Below are 16,795 nucleotides of genomic sequence, written 5' to 3' on the forward strand. Positions count from 1 at the left end.
CGCGTCCCGCGATGTCAGCGGTCGGACAATGTCCGGGCGATCGCCTCGCCCTCGGCATCTGTGCTGCCCTGCCCCACCTCCTTCCCGGCGCGGCGATACCAGTAGGCGGCATTGGATTCGTCGCCCTCGATGCGATGCAGCCACGCATGCACCCAGGCGGCATTGGCATCGTCATGGGCCTGGGCGATCTCATGCGCCGCGGTCCATTCGCCGCGCAAGCCGAGCCAGAGGGCGCGCAGAAGCGGGGCAGCCGGGGGTTCGGCGCGGTCGCGTAGGTCTGTCATGCCGATCATGTGGCGTCGTGGCCGGGCGCTTCCAGGGTTGGCACGGGCCGGGTTCGCAGGCCTGGGGGACAGGCGGCTCGCGGAAGCGTTGCGGATGGCGGCCAATGCCATGGTCGACAGGGAACCATCCCGTGACCACATCCCCGTGGCCTAACAAGAAAGCCGGGAGCTGCACATGGGAATGCACCGTATCGGAGCAGGTTTGGCTGCCGGCGTCGTCGCCGGGGCCCTCTGGGTCTCGGGCGCCGCGGCGCATCATGGCTGGGCCTGGGCCGAAGGCGAGCAGACCGAGCTGCGCGGCACCGTCCGGGAGGTCTATATCGGCCAGCCGCACCCCACGCTCCGCGTCCAGAGCACCGAGGGCAGCGTCTGGATCGTCGAGCTGGGCAACCCCCGCCAGACCGCCAATGCCGGCTTCACGGAGACCTCGGCCCGGCCTGGCGAGCAGGTCGTCGCCATCGGCAACCGCTCGCGCAACCAGGCCGAGTTGCGGATGAAGGCCGTGCGGCTCCGGGTGGGTGAGCGGAGCTACGATATCTATCCGGAGCGCATCCGGCAGTAGGAGCCTTTCCGGGGGTGGAACTGCTGCAGGCGCTGTCGGACTGGCCGGTCGCGGCGGCGCTCCGCCGGTCCGGCATTGCCTATCCGCTGGTCAATGCGGCCCATATCCTCTCGATCGGGCTCCTGGTGGGCGCCATCGCGACCCTGGACCTGCGCATCCTGGGCATGTTCCGGGCGAGCGCGCTCGCCGAGCTCGCCATGCCACTGCGGCGCGTCGCGGCCTGCGGCGTGGCGTCCGCCGCGGTCACGGGCTTCCTGCTCTTCAGCACGCGCCCGCTCACCTACATCGAGAACCCGGCCTTCCTCATCAAGCTCGGGCTGGTCGGGCTCGGCGTGCTCAATGCCATCTTGCTCGGGTGCAACCGCCATTGGCCGCCCGCGCGCGCCGGCGCGCCGATCCACTGGTCCCTGCGGCTCTCGGCCGCAGTGTCCCTTCTCGTCTGGGCGGGCGCCGTGGTTGCGGGCCGCTGGATCGGCTTCCTGCAATAGGCGGAGTTCCATCGGCGCCTTGCCGAGGCGCACTGGGCGTTATCGGCGTGCCCGGTCGCTGAGGAGACGCCCGATCCTTTCCGCGGCGGCATCGACGCCCTGCGGTTCGACGCGTGCGATTCCGAACAGCAGCCCCGGCCGTGCCGGCCCGATGTGGAAGCGCGACATCGGCCGCAGCGCCAGGCCATGGGCGTTCAGCGCCTCCGCGACCGCGCTGTCATCGATGCTGATATCATGGAACCAGGTGGCGAGCTGCAATCCGCCGGCGCCTTCGCCGACCTCAAGGACATGCCCGCAGTGGCGGCGCAGCGCCGCCACTGTCGCCGCCATCCGCGCCGCATAGGCCGCATTCATCCGGCGCAGATGGGCGCGCAGGCGCCCCTCGCGGATGAAGTCGGCCAGCGCCGCCTGCACATGGACGGGCACCACCGCCCCGCGCAGCCGCGCCGCCGCCGCGGCCTCCGGCGCCAGCCAAGGCGGCACGACCGCATAGGCGACGCGCAGGCCGGGCGTCAGGATCTTCGAGAAGGTGCCGAGATAGGCGACGACTTCGCTGCGATCGATGCCCTGCAATGCGGCGATCGGGCGCGAGCCGTACTGGAATTCGCTGTCATAGTCGTCTTCCAGCACGACGGCGCCGCTGGACCGGGCGACGTCCAGCAAGGCCAGGCGGCGCTGCAGGCTCATCGTCGCGCCCGTCGGATATTGATGGGAAGGCGTGACATAGATCAGCCGCGGCGACGGCCCCGCGGCCCTGGCGACGTCGATCCCTGCCGCGTCGCAGGGAACCGGAACCAGGCGCGCCCCGGCAGCGCGCAGCAGCGCCTGCGCCGTCGGGTAGCCGGGCTCCTCCATCCAGGCGACATCGCCGTCGCGGCGCAGCAGCAGGCGGGCCAGCACATCGATGGCCGCACCGGTGGTGGCAAGGATCAGCACCTGTTCGGGGCGGGCCGATACGCCGCGCGTGGCGGCGACATGGTCAAGGATCGCCTCCTGCAGGTCCCGGATCCCACACGCGGCGCCATAGCCGAGGTCATGCACCCGGAGTGCCCGCGCCCGTGAGCCCAGGCAGCGCGCCCAGGCAGCATGCGGGAAAGCGGCGAGGTCCGGGACGCCGGGCTCGAAGGCCGTGCCGGCGATCGGCTCGTCCAAGACCCGTGCGACGGGCGGCGCCGGCGGGCTCTGCCCCGGCAAGGGCGACGCCGCGACCGCAGCGACGCGGCTCGCCGATCCCATGCGGGAGTCCAGGTAGCCCTCGGCCTTCAGCCGCTCATAGGCACCGACGGCGGTGGAACGCGCGACGCCGATCGACGCCGCGAGGCTGCGGGTCGGCGGCAGGCGCTGCCCGGCGGGCATCTGCCCAAGCAGGATGCGATCCCGCAATGCCCGGTAGAGCTGCCCTTCCAGGTCACCGGCGGTCCGGTCCAGGGTCAGCCAAACCGGGGGCGTGGTCGCCATGCCGCCTCGCAAAGTGGTCTGCCGGAAATGCAGGAAGTGGCAGTTTCTGCCCTGCCTCTTGGATGCGCAAGATCGGCGTGACGCAGACAGGGAATGCCACGCACGCCATGGAGCCGCCGCTGACCGCCGATTACCCGACGACCGAACGCAGCCGCGTCCGACGGATGCACCCCAGGGGCAGCCACGCGCGCGCGGATGTCCATGCGGTGCTGGACGCCACGCCGCTCTGCCATGTCGGCTACGTCATCGACGGCGCACCCTATGTGACGCCCACCCTGCATTGGCGGCATGGTGACCGCGTCTACTGGCACGGTTCGGCGGCGAGCCGCTTCCTGCGCGCGGCGGAGGACATGCCCGTCTGCCTGACCTGCAGCATCATGGATGGCTACGTGCTGGCGCGCTCCGCCTTCAACCACTCGATCAACTACCGCTCCGCCATGGTGTTCGGCACCGCGCGCGTCGTGGAGGATGCCGCGGCGAAGACGGAGGCGCTGCGATACTTCACCGACAGCTTCTTTCCCGGCCGCTGGGACAGCCTGCGCCCGATGACCCCGCAGGAGCTGAAGGCGACATCGGTGCTGTGGATGGAGATCGAGGAGGCGACGGCCAAGGTCCGCAACGGCCCGCCCGGCGATCCCGAGGAAGCCGAGCTTCCCGTCTGGGCGGGCGTCCTTCCGGTGCGGACCAGCCTGGCTGCCGCCGAGGTGGCGCCGGGCGTGCCCGATGGCATCGCATTGCCCGAGCCATTGGCGGCATTGATCCGCTCCGGCCGGCTGCGGTGACCGCCGATCGAGCTTCCGCACGAAGGACCCTGCCCGTGGATCTCCTGGCCTGGAAAGGCGCGCCGCGTCCGGACCGCATCACCCTGGAAGGCCGCTATGCGCGGCTGGAGCCGCTCGACCCTGCCCGGCACACGGCGGACCTTCTGGCTTCGGCGCAGAAGCCGGGCGCCGAGGATCGCTTCCGCTATCTCGGGGATGAGGCCCCGGCCGACCTCGCGGCTTTCGCGCCCTGGATGGAGAAGGCCTCGGCAAGCCCGGATCCCCTGTTCTTCGCGGTGATCGACCGGATCACCGGCCGGGCGGAGGGGCGCCAGGCGCTGATGCGCATCGATCCCGCGCATGGCGTGATCGAGATCGGCAACATCCTGTGGGGCCCGGCCATCGCGCGCAGCCGCGTTGCCACCGAGGCGCTCTCCCTCTCTGCCGGCTATGTCTTCGACACGCTCGGCTACCGGCGCTTTGAATGGAAGTGCAACAGCCTCAACGAGCCGTCAAAGCGCGCGGCCCAGCGCTTCGGCTTCCAGTACGAAGGCCTGTTCCGCCAGCACATGGTGATCAAGGGCCGGAACCGCGACACGACCTGGTTCGCGATGACCGACGGCGACTGGCCGCGCCTGAAGGCGGGCTACGAGGCCTGGCTGCGGCCGGAGAATTTCGACGCGGCAGGGCAGCAGCGGAGCAAGCTGAGCTTCGGCTGACCCCCCTCTGGCTGGCCGGGCATAACCCCCTGGCGCAATCCCCGCCATGCCGCATGATGACGCGGCAACAGAGGGCATGTGGGCAGTGGCGATGGACCAGCAGACCAATTCGCGGATCGTGGCGGCGTTCCGGGAACGCACCCCCGGATCGGCGGCCTTCGCCGAGCAGGCCTCGGACCTGTTCCCCAGCGGCATCACCCATGATTCCCGCCACCAGTACCCCTATGGGATCTACGTGACCCGCGCGGAGGGCCCGCGCAAATGGGATGTCGATGGCAACGCCTACATCGATTTCTTCGGCGGCCACGGCTCCCTGCTGCTCGGCCACCGTCACCCGGTGGTTGCGGCCGCGGTCGCGGAAGCGGCCACGGAAGGCACGCATTACGGCGCCAGCCACCCGCGCGAGATCGCCTGGGGCCGTGCGGTGCAGCGCCTGGTCCCGGCGGCGGAGCGGCTGCGCTTCACCTCCTCCGGCACCGAGGCGACGCTGATGGCGGTGCGCCTCGCCCGCGCCTTCACCGGCAAGACCGCGCTGCTGCGCTTCCGCGGCCATTTCCATGGCTGGCACGACCATATGGCGGGCGGCTACAGCAACCACTTCGACGGCACGCCCACCCCCGGCGTGCTCTCCGGCGTCGCTGAACAGACCGTGCTGCTCGACGCCAATGACCTGGTGGGGCTGCGCGCCGCGCTGGCGGCGCGCGACGACATCGCCGCCGCGATCATCGAGCCGACCGGCGCCAGTTTCGGGCAGGTCCCGGTCGAGCCGAGCTTCCTGCACGCGCTGCGCGAGGAGACGACGAGGCACGGCGTGCTGCTGATCATGGACGAGGTGGTCACCGGCTTCCGCGTCGCGCGCGGCGGTGCCCAGGCGGCACTCGGCGTCACGCCGGACCTGATGAGTTTCGCGAAGATCCTGGCCGGCGGCTTGCCCGGCGGCGCCGTCGCAGGGCGCGAGGACGTGCTGTCCCTGCTCGATTTCGGCGTCACGGCCAAGGCCGGGCGGGAGAAGATCGCGCATCAGGGCACCTACAACGCCAATCCGCTCTCGGCCGCCGCCGGCACCGCGGCACTCGAGGTGATCGCGACCACCGACGCCAATGCGCGCGCCAACGCGACCGCCGCCACGCTGCGCCAGGCGCTGAACGCGGTGCTGGCGGAAGAGCGCGTGCCCTGGGCAGTCTACGGCACTTTCTCCGGCTTCCACCTGTTCATGAACCCGGAGGGCGCGGTGATCGATCCGCTGCGCTTCGATCCGCTCGCCATGCCGGCATCGGCGCTGAAGAACCAGCCGAAGGACCTCGCCGCAAAGCTGCGCCTGGCGCTGCAGATCCATGGCGTCGACACCAATGGCCGCATCGGTGGCGTCCTCTCCTCGACGCATGGCGAGGCGGAGGTGCGGGGGGCGGCTGGTGCGCTGCGCGCCGCGGTGCGCATGCTGCGCGCGGATGGCGAGATGCCATAGCGCGACATCACCGCATCGCGCCCTGCGCGGTGCGGTACGGGGGAAACACCATGCCAACCGGCGCGACACCGGGCGCCGCCAGGTCCGAGAGGTGCCGGAACCGGACCTGCAGCGGTGGAGTGCCGCGTATGTTCGCGATGGGAGCGCGGCAGGGCGCGCGGCGGCGCGAGCGGATCGGTCCTGCTTCAGCCCTTCACCAGGAGCGCCCGCGCGCGGGTGAATTCGCGGCAGCGGGCGAGGCCGGGCCAGACCACCAGCGACGCCCTCTTGTGGCCTCCGAAGCCGGGCGCGAGCGCCAGCACTTCGGCATGCAGGCCGGGATAGGGGCCGGGGCCCGGACGGAGCAGGGCATCGAGGCGGCCGGCGAGAAGATCGGCCACATCGTCGGTCGCCACCGCCCGCACATAATCGGGCGGGCGCTTCGTGCCGGCGAGACGGGCGAGCAGGTGGTTGGGCTCGTCACTCAGGACCGGCGAGATGCCAAGGCGGAGCGGCTTCGTCTTCAGAGCCTTCGCGACCGTGTCGCTGGCCTCCGACAGGCGTTCGAAGGCGTCCGCCACCTCCGGCAGCAGGGCCTCGCCCTGCGCGGTGAGGATCAGGCTGCGGTGCAGGCGCTGGAACAGGGGCACGCCGAGCGCCTGTTCCAGGTGCTTCACCTGCTGGCTGACAGCACCGGGCGTGACGGAGAGTTCCGTCGCGGCGGCCTTGAAGCTCAGGTGGCGGCCGGCGGCCTCGAAGGCGCGCAATCCGTTCAGGGGCGGCAGGCGATAGCTCATGGGCGCGGGTCCGAGCATGCAGGTGGCTGCTTCAGAATAGAAAAACTCTTCCAGGCAATCAGAAACAATCGGTTGAGCGGGGCCCGGGCGTGCGGGACAACGCGCGCACCGATCACCTTCAGGACGAGATCACGCAGCAGTGCATGCGCATCGGGGAGCCGTCGGCATCGGTGAGGTTGCTCTGCCGCTCGGATGGAGGGTCGCCCAGGCTGGCTTGGGTGGGCGGCCGCGGCGGTCGTGTTCGGCATCATGGGCGGCCCGCTGTCCTCGACCCACGGCGAGGCGGAGGTGTCCGGCATCGCGGATGCGCTGCGCGCCGCGATCCGCATACTGCAGATGAGATAGCACAACATCGCCGCATCACGCCCCACGCGGTGCGGCACGGGGAAACGTCATGTCAAGCGAGACGGCACCGAGCATCGAGACACACGCATCCTGGGTCGTCGCCTGGAGCATCACCATCATCATGGGCATCGCCTATGGTGCGCCGCTGATGGTGGTGGTCGGGCTGGCGCCGATCGCGGAAGCAATGGGCGGGCAGCGCGGCATCCCGGCCCTCGCCTCCTCCCTCGCCTATCTCGGCTCCGGCGCCGGCGGCGTGCTGATGGGGCTGCTTGCCGCGCGGCTCGGCGCGCGGCGCATCGCCATGCTGGGGGGTGTCACGATCGCGGTCGGGCTCGCGCTGGCCACCGCCGGCGGCGCCTGGCAGCTCCTGTTGGCGCATGCGGTGTTCATCGGCATGTTCGGCACCGGTGCGCTCTTCGCGCCGATGATGACGCATGCCTCGCTGTTCTTCGACCGCAGGCGCGGCACCGCGCTCGCCCTGGTCTCCTCCGGTCAGTACATCGCAGGCACGCTCTGGCCTTCGATCTTCGAGCGCATGATCGCGGCCTGGGGCTGGCAGCGCAGCATGGTGGCGTTCGGCCTCTGCGCGGCCGCGGCGATCGTCCCGCTCGCCGCCTGGGCGCTGCGCCGGGTGCCGCCGGCGGCGCTCGCCGGCAGCCTGGCGGCTGGGCCGCCCCTTGGGCAGAAGGTGCTCGGCCTGTCGCCCAACCTGGCGCAGGGGTTGATCGCCGCGGCCTCCTTCCTCTGCTGCATCCCGATGGCGATGCCGGCCGCACACTTGGTGGCCTTCTGCGGCGATCTCGGCATCGCCACCTCGCGGGGCGCGCTGATGCTCTCGCTGCTGCTCGCCGCCGCCTTCGTCAGCCGGCAATTCTGGGGCTGGGTCGCCGACCGCATCGGCGGGCTGCATGCGGTGCTGATCGGCGGCGTCTGCCAGACTGCGGCCATGACCGGCTTCCTGGCGACCCAGGACGAGGCCGGGCTGTTCCTGGTCTCGATCCTCTACGGGCTCGGCTTCGGCGGCATCGTGCCGGCCTATGTGCTGGCGATCCGGGAGCTGTTCCCGGCGTCCCAGGCGCATTGGCGGGTGCCGGTCCTGCTGCTGGTGAGCCTCTCCGGCATGGCGACCGGCGCCTGGCTCGGCGGCGCACTGTACGACGCCTGGGGCAGCTATCGCGGCGCCTTCGCCGTCGGCATCGGCGCGAACCTGATCCAGGTGGCGCTGGTGCTGTGGCTGGCGACCCGACTGGCGGGCCGCCGGCGCCGCCAGCCGGCGATCGCCTGAGCGCCAACCGGACAATTCTCCCTCGCGGCCGTAGGCCGCCCCCGGAAGGCCGGACTGCGAGGCGTCAGCCGATGCAGGCCGAGGCCGCGAATGCGGCCCGCGCGCGACCATCAGCCGCCGCCAATGCTGCCCTGACAGCGCGAAAGCCAAGGCCGCGGATGCGGCCGCCGGCGTTTGAGGACAAGAAAAACGCGGCCGGCGCCCGGCGCCGGCTTACCCGATCTTCGTCAAACTCCGATGGTTCGCCGACACTTGGCGCCGCGTCGGGCGCAGCGCCGCAGCGGCGACGATGTCCGGCCGGCTGCCCAGCATGGCCTCCCACCAGGCGGCAACCGCACCTTCCGTGAAGGCGCGCTGCTTCTCGATCACCATCTCGGAGAGGCGAAAGCTCGCCTCGGCAGGGTTCTGGGTCAGATCCCAGCTACGCAGCGCGAAGACCGTGCCCGCTTGCCAGGCGAAGCGGGCGAAGGCCTCGGGGCCCATCACAGAGCGGCCAGGACCGCTTCGGCCTTGGACACCTCGAAGCCACCCGGTTGCTCGACGCCGACATGCGTCACCACGCCGTCCTTGGCGACCAGGGCGAAGCGCTGGTTGCGGATGCCGAGGCCACGCGCCGTCAGATCGAGCTCCAGCCCCAGCGCCTGCGCCAGCTTGGCGGAGCCGTCGGCCAGCATCACCACCTGGTCGGTGATGCCCTGGTCCTTGGCCCAGGCGCCCATCACAAAGGCGTCGTTGACGGCGACGCAGGCGATGGTGTCGACGCCCTTCGCCTTCAGCGCATCGACATTGACCACGAAGCCGGGCAGGTGCTTGGCCGAGCAGGTGGGCGTGAAGGCCCCGGGCACTCCGAAGAGCACCACGGTCTTGCCCGCGAACAGCGCGTCCGTCGTGATCTCCTTCGGCCCCTCGGCAGTCGCCTGCATCAAGGTGACGGAGGGGATCTTGTCCCCGACCTGGATGGCCATGCTCGAAATCTCCCCTGGGGGCCACGATGCAGTCGCGGCGTCTCCCTCCTGCCGAGGTTTAGGCTGAACCCGGGGTGGCTGTCACCTTGCCGTCCCGCCGGGCCTGGTGACTTGCGCCCCGCCTTCACCCAATCCATGTCTTGATCATGCCCAGACGCAGCCCCGCCGCCCTTCCCAAGCCTCTCGGAGCGCCGCAGGGCGAGCCCTGGCTCACCGGCCAGCTCCTGGTCGCCATGCCCGGCATGTCCGACCCGCGTTTCGCCCAGGCGGTGATCTGCCTCTGCGCGCATTCCGCGGAAGGGGCGATGGGCATCGTGCTGAACCAGCCGATCGAGGGGCTGAGCTTCGACACCCTTCTGGACCAGCTCGACCTCAAGCCGGTGCCGCCGCAACGGCGCATCCGCATGGTCACCGGCGGGCCCGTCGATGCCGGTCGCGGCTTCGTGCTGCACAGCACCGACTGGTCCGCGGACACCAGCCTGCCGGTGGCGGGCGAGGTCGCGCTGACCGCCAGCGTCGATATCCTGAAGGCGATCGCCGAAGGCGGTGGCCCGCGCCAGGGCCTGCTGGCCCTTGGCTATGCCGGCTGGGCGCCGGGGCAGCTCGAGGACGAGATCCAGCGCAATGCCTGGCTGAACGTGCCGGCCGACGCCGACCTGCTCTTCGATGGCGACCACGCCGCCTTGTGGCGCCGGGCGCTGGCCAAGCTCCGTATCGACCCGATCTTGCTTTCAGGCGTGGCAGGCCACGCCTGATGTTTGGCCTCAGGCGCCGGCGCGCGCGTCCGCGCGCTTGGCTTGCGCGCTGTCAGGGCGCACCTGGCGCGGCTGATGGTCGCGCGCGGGCCGCATTCGCGACCTCGGCCTGCATCGGCTGACGCCTCGCAGTCCGGCCTTTCCGGTGGCGGCCTGCGGCCGCGCGGTCCTCGCCCTCCGAAGCCTCGGCGAAGGAGGGTGCGGCCGCCGGGCGCTTGGTTGGCGTGGTTTGGCCGGTTTCTTGGCTACCAGCGGAAGGAGCGCAGCGCCGCCAGCGGGGTGACGTCGTGGTGTGCCGCTTCCTGGGCCAGCACCTGGGGGTCGGGGTTCGGGCCGTGGGTGTCGCCGGCGAGGCCGGTCATGGCCCAGAGGCAGTCGACGCCGATCGCCTTGGCGCCGGCGAGATCGGTGTGCGGGGTATCGCCGATGGCGAGCACCCGCTCGCGCGGCGGGTTGCCGAGCGCCTCCAGCACCGGGCCATAGACGGCCGGATCGGGTTTGCCGATCTCGATCACCTGGCCGCCGACTTCCAGATAGATATCGGCCAGCGCGCCGGCACAAATCAGCCGCTGGCCAGCCACCATCACGGCGCGGTCGGGGTTGACGCAAACCATCGGCAGGCGCTGCGCCAGGCAGCGCTCCAGGATCGGGCGATAGGGCTCGGCCGAGGTCGCGCCATGCACCTCCGCCTCCGGCCCGGTGTTGAGCAGGAACTCAGCCTCTTCCGGAGTGGGCACGATCTCCGCCACGCCCTCCTCCACCACCGAGAGATCGCGCTCCGGCCCGATATGGAAGGCGCGACGGCCGAACCCCGCGAAGAACGGGTGCTTGCGGTCGCGCAGCATCCGCCAGGAGGCCTCGCCCGAGGACATGGTCTCGTCATAGAGGCCGCGCGCCACGCCCATCCGTTCCAGCATGCCGTCGATGAACCAGGCGCGGCGCGGCGCATTGGTCAGGAACACCACCCGCTTGCCGCGTTCACGCAGCTTCGCGAGCGCCTCGAGCACACCGGGATAGGGTGCGCGCCCGTCATGGATCACGCCCCAGAGGTCGAGCACATAGGCGTCGTAGTGCTCCGCGATGTCAGCGATGCCGTCCAGGATCTTCATCACGCCTCCACGCCGACCGCATCGGCGACACTGGCAAAACCCTCGCGCGCCAGCAGCGCCGCGAGATCATCCTTGATCCGGCGCACCAGCGCCGGACCGCCATAGGCAAAGCCGGTATAGAGTTGTACCAGCGCGGCGCCGGCCTTGATCTTCGCCAGCGCATCTGCGCCGCTCGCGACGCCGCCCACGCCGATCAGCACCAGCCGCCCGCGCGCGATGCGCGCGACCTGGCGCAGCACCTCGGTCGAAGGCGCCAGCAGCGGCGTGCCGGAGAGCCCGCCCGCTTCGGCCTTCGCGGCGCCCTGCAGCGAGGCCGGGCGGGCGATGGTGGTGTTCGAGACGATGATGCCGGCGACGCCACGCGCCAGGCAGGCATGGACGATCGGCGCCAGCGCATCCTCCGCGAGGTCCGGCGCGATCTTCACCAGCACCGGTGGCGTGCGCGGCAGGCCGGCGCGGGTCGCGGCGATGGCATCGAGGATCGCGGCCAGCCGCTCCTCGCCCTGCAGGTCGCGCAGGCCCGGCGTATTGGGAGAGGAGATGTTGACCGTCACGTAGTCCGCATACGGCGCCACCGCGGCATAGAGCGCGGGATAATCGCGCTCGGGGTCGGCACCGTCCTTGTTGATCCCGATATTGGCGCCGAACACCGCCGGCAACGCCCGGGGCAGTGCGGCGAGCCTCGCGGCATAGGCATCGAGCCCGCCATTGTTGAAACCCATGCGGTTGATGACCGCGTGGTCCTCCGGCAGGCGGAACAGGCGTGGGCGCGGGTTGCCCGCCTGCGGGCGGGGTGTGACGGTGCCGGCCTCCACGAAGCCGAAGCCCAAGCGCATCAGCGGCAGCACCGCGACCGCATCCTTGTCGAAGCCGGCGGCGAGCCCGAGCGGATTGGCGAACCGCAGACCCAAGGCCTGGGTCGCGAGGCGCGGGTCGTCGGGCCGGGCATCGCGGCCGGCGAGGCCCATCGCCAGCGCCTTCAGCGCCAGGCCATGCGCGGTCTCGGCATCGAGGCCGCGGATCAGCGGCATGAGGGCGGAGGCGATGGCAGGGGTCATGGCGCGCCGCTTGTGCCCGAGCCGGCCTGCGCGCGAAAGCCCCCGCGTTGACGCGGCGGCGGGAGGCAGCCAGAACCGGGGAGACCGCATGGGCATGGCGCCAGCCCTCCGCCGCCGCCATGCCCGCACGGTCCCTTGAGTCACACGGACCATATAAAGGAGCGGGCTGTTGCGAGGCCCCGCCTGGCTACTCACGGCCATCGGCCTCTGGTCGGTGCTGGATGCCAACAGCAAGCTGCTGGCCGGCGCCTATGGCGCGGGCCAGGTGCTCGGCATCCGCCATGCCGTGCTGCTTCTGCTGGTGCTCGGGCTTCGCGCGCTGCGGCCAGGCGCCGGCGGCACGATGACCACCGCGCATCCGGCGCTGCACGCGATCCGCGCCGTGGCGATGCTGGGCTCGGCGGCGGGCTTCTTCCTGGCGATGCGCGAGATGTCGATGGCCGAGGCCTATCTCGTGCATTTCACGGCTCCCTTTATGATGCTGGGCCTCGCCGCACTTGCCCTGGGCGAGCCGATGCCAGCCCGCGCCTGGGGCTGGACGGCGATCGGCTTCGCCGGCGTCGCGGTCGCCATCGCCCCCTCGATCGGCGCCGGCGGGCATTGGCAGGGCTACGCCTGGGCCGGCTTCGGTGCCGCCTGCTACGCGGTCATCATGACGGTGAACCGGCGGCTCAGGGAGGAGCAGGGGCTCGCCGCGGTCATTCTGTGGCCGAGCCTGCTCGGGCTGGTGGCGACCCTGCCCTTCGCCGCCGCGGAATGGGTGGCGCCCACGCCGCGCGACATGCTGCTGCTGGCGCTGAACGGGGTGGTGGCGGGGGCGGCGATGCTCGCGATGTCCCTCGCCTTCCGCCACGCCAATGCGGCGCGGCTGGCACCTTTCGAATATACGGCGCTGCTCTTCGCGCTGGGCTTCGACCTGGCGCTCTGGGGCCGGTTGCCGGCGCTCGCGACGCTGGCCGGCGCCGCGATCGTCGTCGCCGCCTGCATCGCCAGCGAAAGGGCGCGCAGCGTCGCCAGGGCGACGGCCCGGCAGGCGCCACCTTCATCCAAGGCACGCCAGCTTACGCTTTGAAACGTTGCGCTATCCCCGAACGGGCACATATCGGCCCCTGCCGGGCGATTTGGCGCGGCTGGACAGCCAATGCGGCCGGAGATGCCGCGACAGCCGCGGGAATCCCCATGACATCAGCCGGGACATGCTCCTCCGATTTCGGTCGGTTCTTCCGATCCTGGCTGGCCAGCCCGCTGCAGGTCGCCGCCATCGCGCCGTCGGGCAGCGCCCTGGCGCGGGTGATGACGCAGGAGATCACGCCGGGCCTCGGCCCGATCCTGGAACTCGGCCCGGGCACCGGCGCCTTCACCCGGGCGCTGCTGAACCGGGGTGTCAGCGAAAGCGACCTGACGCTGGTCGAATACGGCGTGGAATTCGTCGCGGTGCTGGAGGCGCGCTTCCCCCTGGCACGGGTGCTGCGCATGGACGCAGCGCAGGTGGGGCGGCAATCCCTGTTCGACGGTGCGCCGGTAGCGGCGGTCGTCAGCGGCCTGCCGGTGCTGTCGATGCCGATCCGGAAGGTCGCCCATATCCTGGTGGGTGCCTTCCGCTACCTGCGTCCGGGCGGCGCCTTCTACCAGTTCACCTATACGCCACGCTGCCCGGTCCCGCTTCGGCTGCTCGACCGGCTGGGGCTCAAGGCCACCCATGTCGGACGCACGATCCGCAACCTGCCGCCGGCCGCAGTCTACCGCATTACTCGGCGGCAGCCGGCGACCTCCCTTAACTGAGCCGGGATCAGGGGATCTCCGTCGGGAAGACATGCAGCCCGTCCGGGCCGAGCGGCAGCGGCGTGACACTCCGCACCGCCGCCAGCGGCAGCACGCCGTAGAGGTGCGGGAAGAGGCCGGGCCGCTTCCCGGCCGCCGTCGGCTCGAAGCGCAGCGCGTCGCCGAGGGCGGCGGGATCGGCAGCGACCAACAGCAGATCACGCTCTCCGGCGCGGTGCCTGGCGGCGCTGGCGCGAAGCTGGTCGGCTGCCGAGAAATGCAGGAAGCCGTCGCGGCGGTCATCGGCGCTGCCGGCGTAGTGGCCGAGCCGCTCCGCTTCCGCCCAGTCGGCGGTGCGCACCATGGTGTAGATCGCCTGGTCCAAAGCCGAACCCCTTCCCTGCCCTGCAACAGCGACATGCGTGACAGCCGCGCCGCTGCCGTTTATGCCGGATTCAAACCGGAGACACGCCCGCCATGCGCTTCGCCGTCGACCGCCTCGACCACCTCGTCATCACCTGCCGCGACGTCGCCACCTCCGCCTCCTGGTACCAGCGGGTCCTGGGCATGGAAGTGACGGAATTCGGCCCGCACAAGCGCACGGCGCTGGCCTTCGGCGGGCAGAAGATCAATCTGCGGCCCGAGAGCGCCAGCCAGGAGGAATGGTGGTCCGGCGTGGCGCCGGCGCCCGGCAGCCAGGATCTCTGCTTCATCGTCACCGTCGCCGCCGAGCAGGTGGCCGAGCACCTGATACAGTGCGGCGTCACCATCGCCGAAGGGCCGGTGGTGAAGGACGGCGCGCTCGGGCCGATCCGCTCCGTCTATTGCCGCGACCCCGACGGCAACCTGATCGAGATCAGTAGTTATCAGGATTAAGTAGGACCTCAAGCGCCGGCGGGCGCATCCGCGCCCTTGGCTTGCGCGCTGTCAGGTTGCACCGGCGACATCGGTCGGTCGCGCGCGGGGCCGCATTCGCGGCCCCGGAGCATCGGCTTCGCCTCGCTCGGCAGAAACCAGGGGCGGCCTGCGGCCGCGGGCTTGGGCGACCTTGTTTTAGTAGTCCAGCGCGCGCGGCATCATCTTCGCGGCTTCAATCCAGGCCTTCACATCGGTCAGGTTGGGCAGCCGGCGCACGCGCTTGGCGGCGTCGCTCTTTTCGATCGTCGCCAGAAGGTTCTCCGGCTTGCGCTGCGCGAGCTCCGGCACGGTGTCGACGCCCGCCGCTTCCAGCAGATCGGCGTATTCCTCGCCGATGCCCTTCACGCGCATCAAGTCGGCGCGGTTGGCGAATTCCAGGATCAGCTTCGGCGCGATGCCGGCCGCCTCGGCCAGCGTGGCGCGGCCTTTCGGCGTCGCCGCGCGCTCCAGCAGCGCCGCGGTGTCCTTGATCCCGGCGGCACGCAATTTCTCGCCGAAAGCCGGACCGATACCCTCGATCTTCTCGATCGGGTACGCCATGTCTCTAGTCCCCCGCATCCCTTCGGATGCGAAGACGCTAGCCGCAAGCGCCCCGGCGCCGCCAGCCAGATCGGACCGGAGACGGAACTCTTCACATGACTGATACCCGCACCGAAACGGACAGCCTTGGCAGCATCGACATCCCGGCGGACCGCTACTGGGGCCCGCAAACCGAACGGGCGCGCCGCCTGTTCCGGATCGGCTCGGAGCGTTTCCCGCCGGCGCTGATCCGCGCCGTCGGCCTGCACAAATGGGCCGCCGCGGAAGCCAACCGGCGGCTCGGCGAGCTGCCCGGCGAAGTCGCCGAGCCGATCAAGCAGGCCGCCGAGGAGATCGCCGCCGGGAAGCGCGACGCGGATTTCCCGCTGCCCGTCTGGCAGACCGGCAGCGGCACCCAGACCAACATGAACGCGAACGAGGTCATCTCGAACCGCGCCAATGAATTGCTGGGCCAGCCGCTCGGCACCCGCAAGCCCGTGCATCCGAACGACCACGTCAACCGCGGCCAGTCCTCCAACGACAATTTCCCGGCCATCATGCACATCGCTGCGGCGCAGGTGGTGACGGAGCGGACCATCCCGGCGCTGCAGACCCTCGCCGCCGCGCTGGAAGCTCGTGCGGCGGAATGGGCCGATATCGTGAAGATCGGCCGCACCCATCTGATGGACGCGGTGCCGGTGACGCTCGGGCAGGAGGTGGGTGCCTGGGCGCGCCAGGCAGCGCTCGGCGCCGAACGCCTGCGGGAGGCGATGGTGCGTCTGATGCCGCTGGCACAGGGCGGCACGGCCGCCGGCACCGGCCTCAACCGCCATCCGGATTTCGCGCGCGTCTTCGCCGAGCTTGTCGCGGAACGCACCGGCCTGCCCTTCACCGCAAGCGACAATCCTTTCGAGGGCATGGGCGCGCATGACGCGCTGGTCGAGCTCTCCGGTCAGATGAACGTCGTCGCGGTCTCGCTCAACAAGATCGCCAATGATGTCCGCCTGCTCGGCAGCGGGCCGCGCGCCGGTCTTTCGGAATTCGTCATCCCGGCCGACGGCCTCTCCTCCTCGATCATGCCGGGCAAGACCAATCCGACGCAGAGCGAGGCGCTGACCATGGTCTGCGCGCAGGTGATCGGGAACCACATGACGGTGACGGTCGCGGGCGCGCAGGGGCACCTGCAGCTCAATGTCTTCAAGCCGGTGATCATCCAGGCGGTGCTGCAATCCGCGACCCTGCTGGCCGATGCGTCCGAGAGCTTCGCCGCGAACATGATCGCCAAGCTCGAGCCGAACCGGCGCCGGATCGCCGAGAATGTGCAGAAGTCGCTGATGCTGGTGACCGCGCTCAATCCGCGCATCGGCTACGACAAGGCGGTCGCGATCGGCAAGCTGGCGCTGAAGGACGACATCACCCTGAAGGAAGCCGCAACCCGTCTCGGCCACGTCTCACCCGAAGACTTCGACCGCTGGGTCCGCCCGGAAGACATGGTCACGCCCGGCGCGACGCTCGAAGGATAGCGTAATGCCGACGCGGCCGCAGGCCGCCATCCGTTCCAGCGGAG

At 70.7% G+C, this 16,795-nt stretch carries 21 protein-coding genes; 12 read left to right on the top strand and 9 right to left on the bottom strand.

The window, feature by feature from the left end; all coding sequences use genetic code 11:
• Positions 1–14: 14 nt before the first annotated feature.
• Positions 15–284 (bottom strand): hypothetical protein, encoded by a 270-nt coding sequence (locus GXW71_RS23435; RefSeq protein ID WP_246526822.1) that lies wholly within the window; start codon positions 282–284, stop codon positions 15–17.
• Positions 285–459: 175 nt separating this feature from the next.
• On the opposite strand from GXW71_RS23435, the gene GXW71_RS23440 reads away from it, so the two are divergent.
• The gene (locus GXW71_RS23440; protein WP_246526823.1) at positions 460–846 is read left to right on the top strand and encodes a DUF6152 family protein; all 387 of its coding nucleotides are present in this window, start codon (positions 460–462) and stop codon (positions 844–846) included.
• 14 nt (positions 847–860) lie between these two features.
• Positions 861–1,334 (top strand): DUF2214 domain-containing protein, encoded by a 474-nt coding sequence (locus tag GXW71_RS23445; protein ID WP_211855116.1) that lies wholly within the window; start codon positions 861–863, stop codon positions 1,332–1,334.
• Between the two features lie 39 nt (positions 1,335–1,373).
• Here GXW71_RS23445 and pdxR read toward each other — a convergent pair whose 3' ends face one another.
• The gene (gene pdxR, locus GXW71_RS23450) at positions 1,374–2,792 is read right to left on the bottom strand and encodes a MocR-like pyridoxine biosynthesis transcription factor PdxR (protein WP_211855117.1); all 1,419 of its coding nucleotides are present in this window, start codon (positions 2,790–2,792) and stop codon (positions 1,374–1,376) included.
• A 77-nt stretch (positions 2,793–2,869) separates the two neighbouring features.
• On the opposite strand from pdxR, the gene GXW71_RS23455 reads away from it, so the two are divergent.
• From GXW71_RS23455 to GXW71_RS23465, 3 genes are read left to right on the top strand one after another with little or no spacing between them, the layout of a single operon-like run.
• A complete protein-coding gene (locus GXW71_RS23455; RefSeq protein WP_367617354.1) occupies positions 2,870–3,574 on the top strand; it encodes a pyridoxamine 5'-phosphate oxidase family protein in 705 nt (234 codons plus the stop codon).
• Positions 3,575–3,609: 35 nt separating this feature from the next.
• Entirely contained in the window at positions 3,610–4,272 is a 663-nt protein-coding gene (locus GXW71_RS23460) for a GNAT family N-acetyltransferase (RefSeq protein WP_367617355.1), read from the top strand.
• Positions 4,273–4,318: 46 nt separating this feature from the next.
• On the top strand, positions 4,319–5,737 hold the full coding sequence (locus tag GXW71_RS23465; protein ID WP_246526824.1) for an aspartate aminotransferase family protein: 1,419 nt from the start codon (positions 4,319–4,321) through the stop codon (positions 5,735–5,737).
• 185 nt (positions 5,738–5,922) lie between these two features.
• Here the strand turns inward: GXW71_RS23465 and GXW71_RS35255 are convergent, their stop codons facing one another.
• Complete coding sequence (locus GXW71_RS35255; protein WP_211855118.1) at positions 5,923–6,513, bottom strand: LysR family transcriptional regulator; 591 nt, start codon at positions 6,511–6,513, stop codon at positions 5,923–5,925.
• 192 nt (positions 6,514–6,705) lie between these two features.
• Here GXW71_RS35255 and GXW71_RS23475 point away from each other — a divergent pair, with 192 nt between their 5' ends.
• Both GXW71_RS23475 and GXW71_RS23480 read left to right on the top strand, forming a co-directional pair.
• Positions 6,706–6,858, top strand: coding sequence for a hypothetical protein (locus GXW71_RS23475; protein WP_211855119.1), 153 nt, complete (start codon positions 6,706–6,708; stop codon positions 6,856–6,858).
• A 49-nt stretch (positions 6,859–6,907) separates the two neighbouring features.
• Positions 6,908–8,143: an MFS transporter gene (locus GXW71_RS23480; protein ID WP_211855120.1), complete on the top strand. Its 1,236-nt coding sequence runs from the start codon at positions 6,908–6,910 to the stop codon at positions 8,141–8,143.
• 213 nt (positions 8,144–8,356) lie between these two features.
• Here GXW71_RS23480 and GXW71_RS23485 read toward each other — a convergent pair whose 3' ends face one another.
• A complete protein-coding gene (locus tag GXW71_RS23485) occupies positions 8,357–8,626 on the bottom strand; it encodes a hypothetical protein (protein WP_211855121.1) in 270 nt (89 codons plus the stop codon).
• Positions 8,626–9,108: a peroxiredoxin gene (locus GXW71_RS23490; protein WP_211855122.1), complete on the bottom strand. Its 483-nt coding sequence runs from the start codon at positions 9,106–9,108 to the stop codon at positions 8,626–8,628. Before GXW71_RS23490 ends, GXW71_RS23485 begins: the two co-directional genes overlap by 1 nt.
• A gap of 146 nt (positions 9,109–9,254) precedes the next feature.
• Between GXW71_RS23490 and GXW71_RS23495 the strand changes: the two genes are divergently transcribed.
• Positions 9,255–9,863 (top strand): YqgE/AlgH family protein, encoded by a 609-nt coding sequence (locus GXW71_RS23495; protein ID WP_211855123.1) that lies wholly within the window; start codon positions 9,255–9,257, stop codon positions 9,861–9,863.
• A 245-nt stretch (positions 9,864–10,108) separates the two neighbouring features.
• Here GXW71_RS23495 and GXW71_RS23500 read toward each other — a convergent pair whose 3' ends face one another.
• Both GXW71_RS23500 and GXW71_RS23505 read right to left on the bottom strand, forming a co-directional pair.
• Positions 10,109–10,972, bottom strand: a complete 864-nt coding sequence (locus GXW71_RS23500) for a TIGR01459 family HAD-type hydrolase (RefSeq protein WP_211855124.1) — start codon at positions 10,970–10,972, stop codon at positions 10,109–10,111.
• The gene (locus tag GXW71_RS23505) at positions 10,972–12,030 is read right to left on the bottom strand and encodes a quinone-dependent dihydroorotate dehydrogenase (RefSeq protein WP_211855125.1); all 1,059 of its coding nucleotides are present in this window, start codon (positions 12,028–12,030) and stop codon (positions 10,972–10,974) included. The genes GXW71_RS23500 and GXW71_RS23505 overlap by 1 nt, the downstream gene beginning before the upstream one ends.
• A 169-nt stretch (positions 12,031–12,199) precedes the next feature.
• Between GXW71_RS23505 and GXW71_RS23510 the strand changes: the two genes are divergently transcribed.
• Both GXW71_RS23510 and GXW71_RS23515 read left to right on the top strand, forming a co-directional pair.
• Positions 12,200–13,102: a DMT family transporter gene (locus GXW71_RS23510; RefSeq protein WP_211855126.1), complete on the top strand. Its 903-nt coding sequence runs from the start codon at positions 12,200–12,202 to the stop codon at positions 13,100–13,102.
• A gap of 107 nt (positions 13,103–13,209) precedes the next feature.
• Positions 13,210–13,812, top strand: a complete 603-nt coding sequence (locus tag GXW71_RS23515; protein WP_211855127.1) for a class I SAM-dependent methyltransferase — start codon at positions 13,210–13,212, stop codon at positions 13,810–13,812.
• Between the two features lie 7 nt (positions 13,813–13,819).
• On the opposite strand, the gene GXW71_RS23520 is transcribed toward GXW71_RS23515, so the two are convergent.
• Positions 13,820–14,176 carry a DUF952 domain-containing protein gene (locus GXW71_RS23520; RefSeq protein WP_246526825.1) on the bottom strand — a complete coding sequence of 119 codons (357 nt, stop codon included), beginning with the start codon at positions 14,174–14,176 and terminating at the stop codon, positions 13,820–13,822.
• Between the two features lie 92 nt (positions 14,177–14,268).
• On the opposite strand from GXW71_RS23520, the gene GXW71_RS23525 reads away from it, so the two are divergent.
• Complete coding sequence (locus tag GXW71_RS23525) at positions 14,269–14,667, top strand: VOC family protein (RefSeq protein WP_211855128.1); 399 nt, start codon at positions 14,269–14,271, stop codon at positions 14,665–14,667.
• Positions 14,668–14,844: 177 nt separating this feature from the next.
• Here GXW71_RS23525 and GXW71_RS23530 read toward each other — a convergent pair whose 3' ends face one another.
• Positions 14,845–15,249, bottom strand: coding sequence for a DUF4332 domain-containing protein (locus GXW71_RS23530; RefSeq protein WP_211855129.1), 405 nt, complete (start codon positions 15,247–15,249; stop codon positions 14,845–14,847).
• 95 nt (positions 15,250–15,344) lie between these two features.
• Here GXW71_RS23530 and GXW71_RS23535 point away from each other — a divergent pair, with 95 nt between their 5' ends.
• Entirely contained in the window at positions 15,345–16,751 is a 1,407-nt protein-coding gene (locus tag GXW71_RS23535; protein WP_211855130.1) for a class II fumarate hydratase, read from the top strand.
• Positions 16,752–16,795 lie beyond the last annotated feature (44 nt).

Origin of the sequence: Plastoroseomonas hellenica (genome assembly GCF_018129085.1) — a bacterium.
Classification (GTDB): domain Bacteria; phylum Pseudomonadota; class Alphaproteobacteria; order Acetobacterales; family Acetobacteraceae; genus Plastoroseomonas; species Plastoroseomonas hellenica.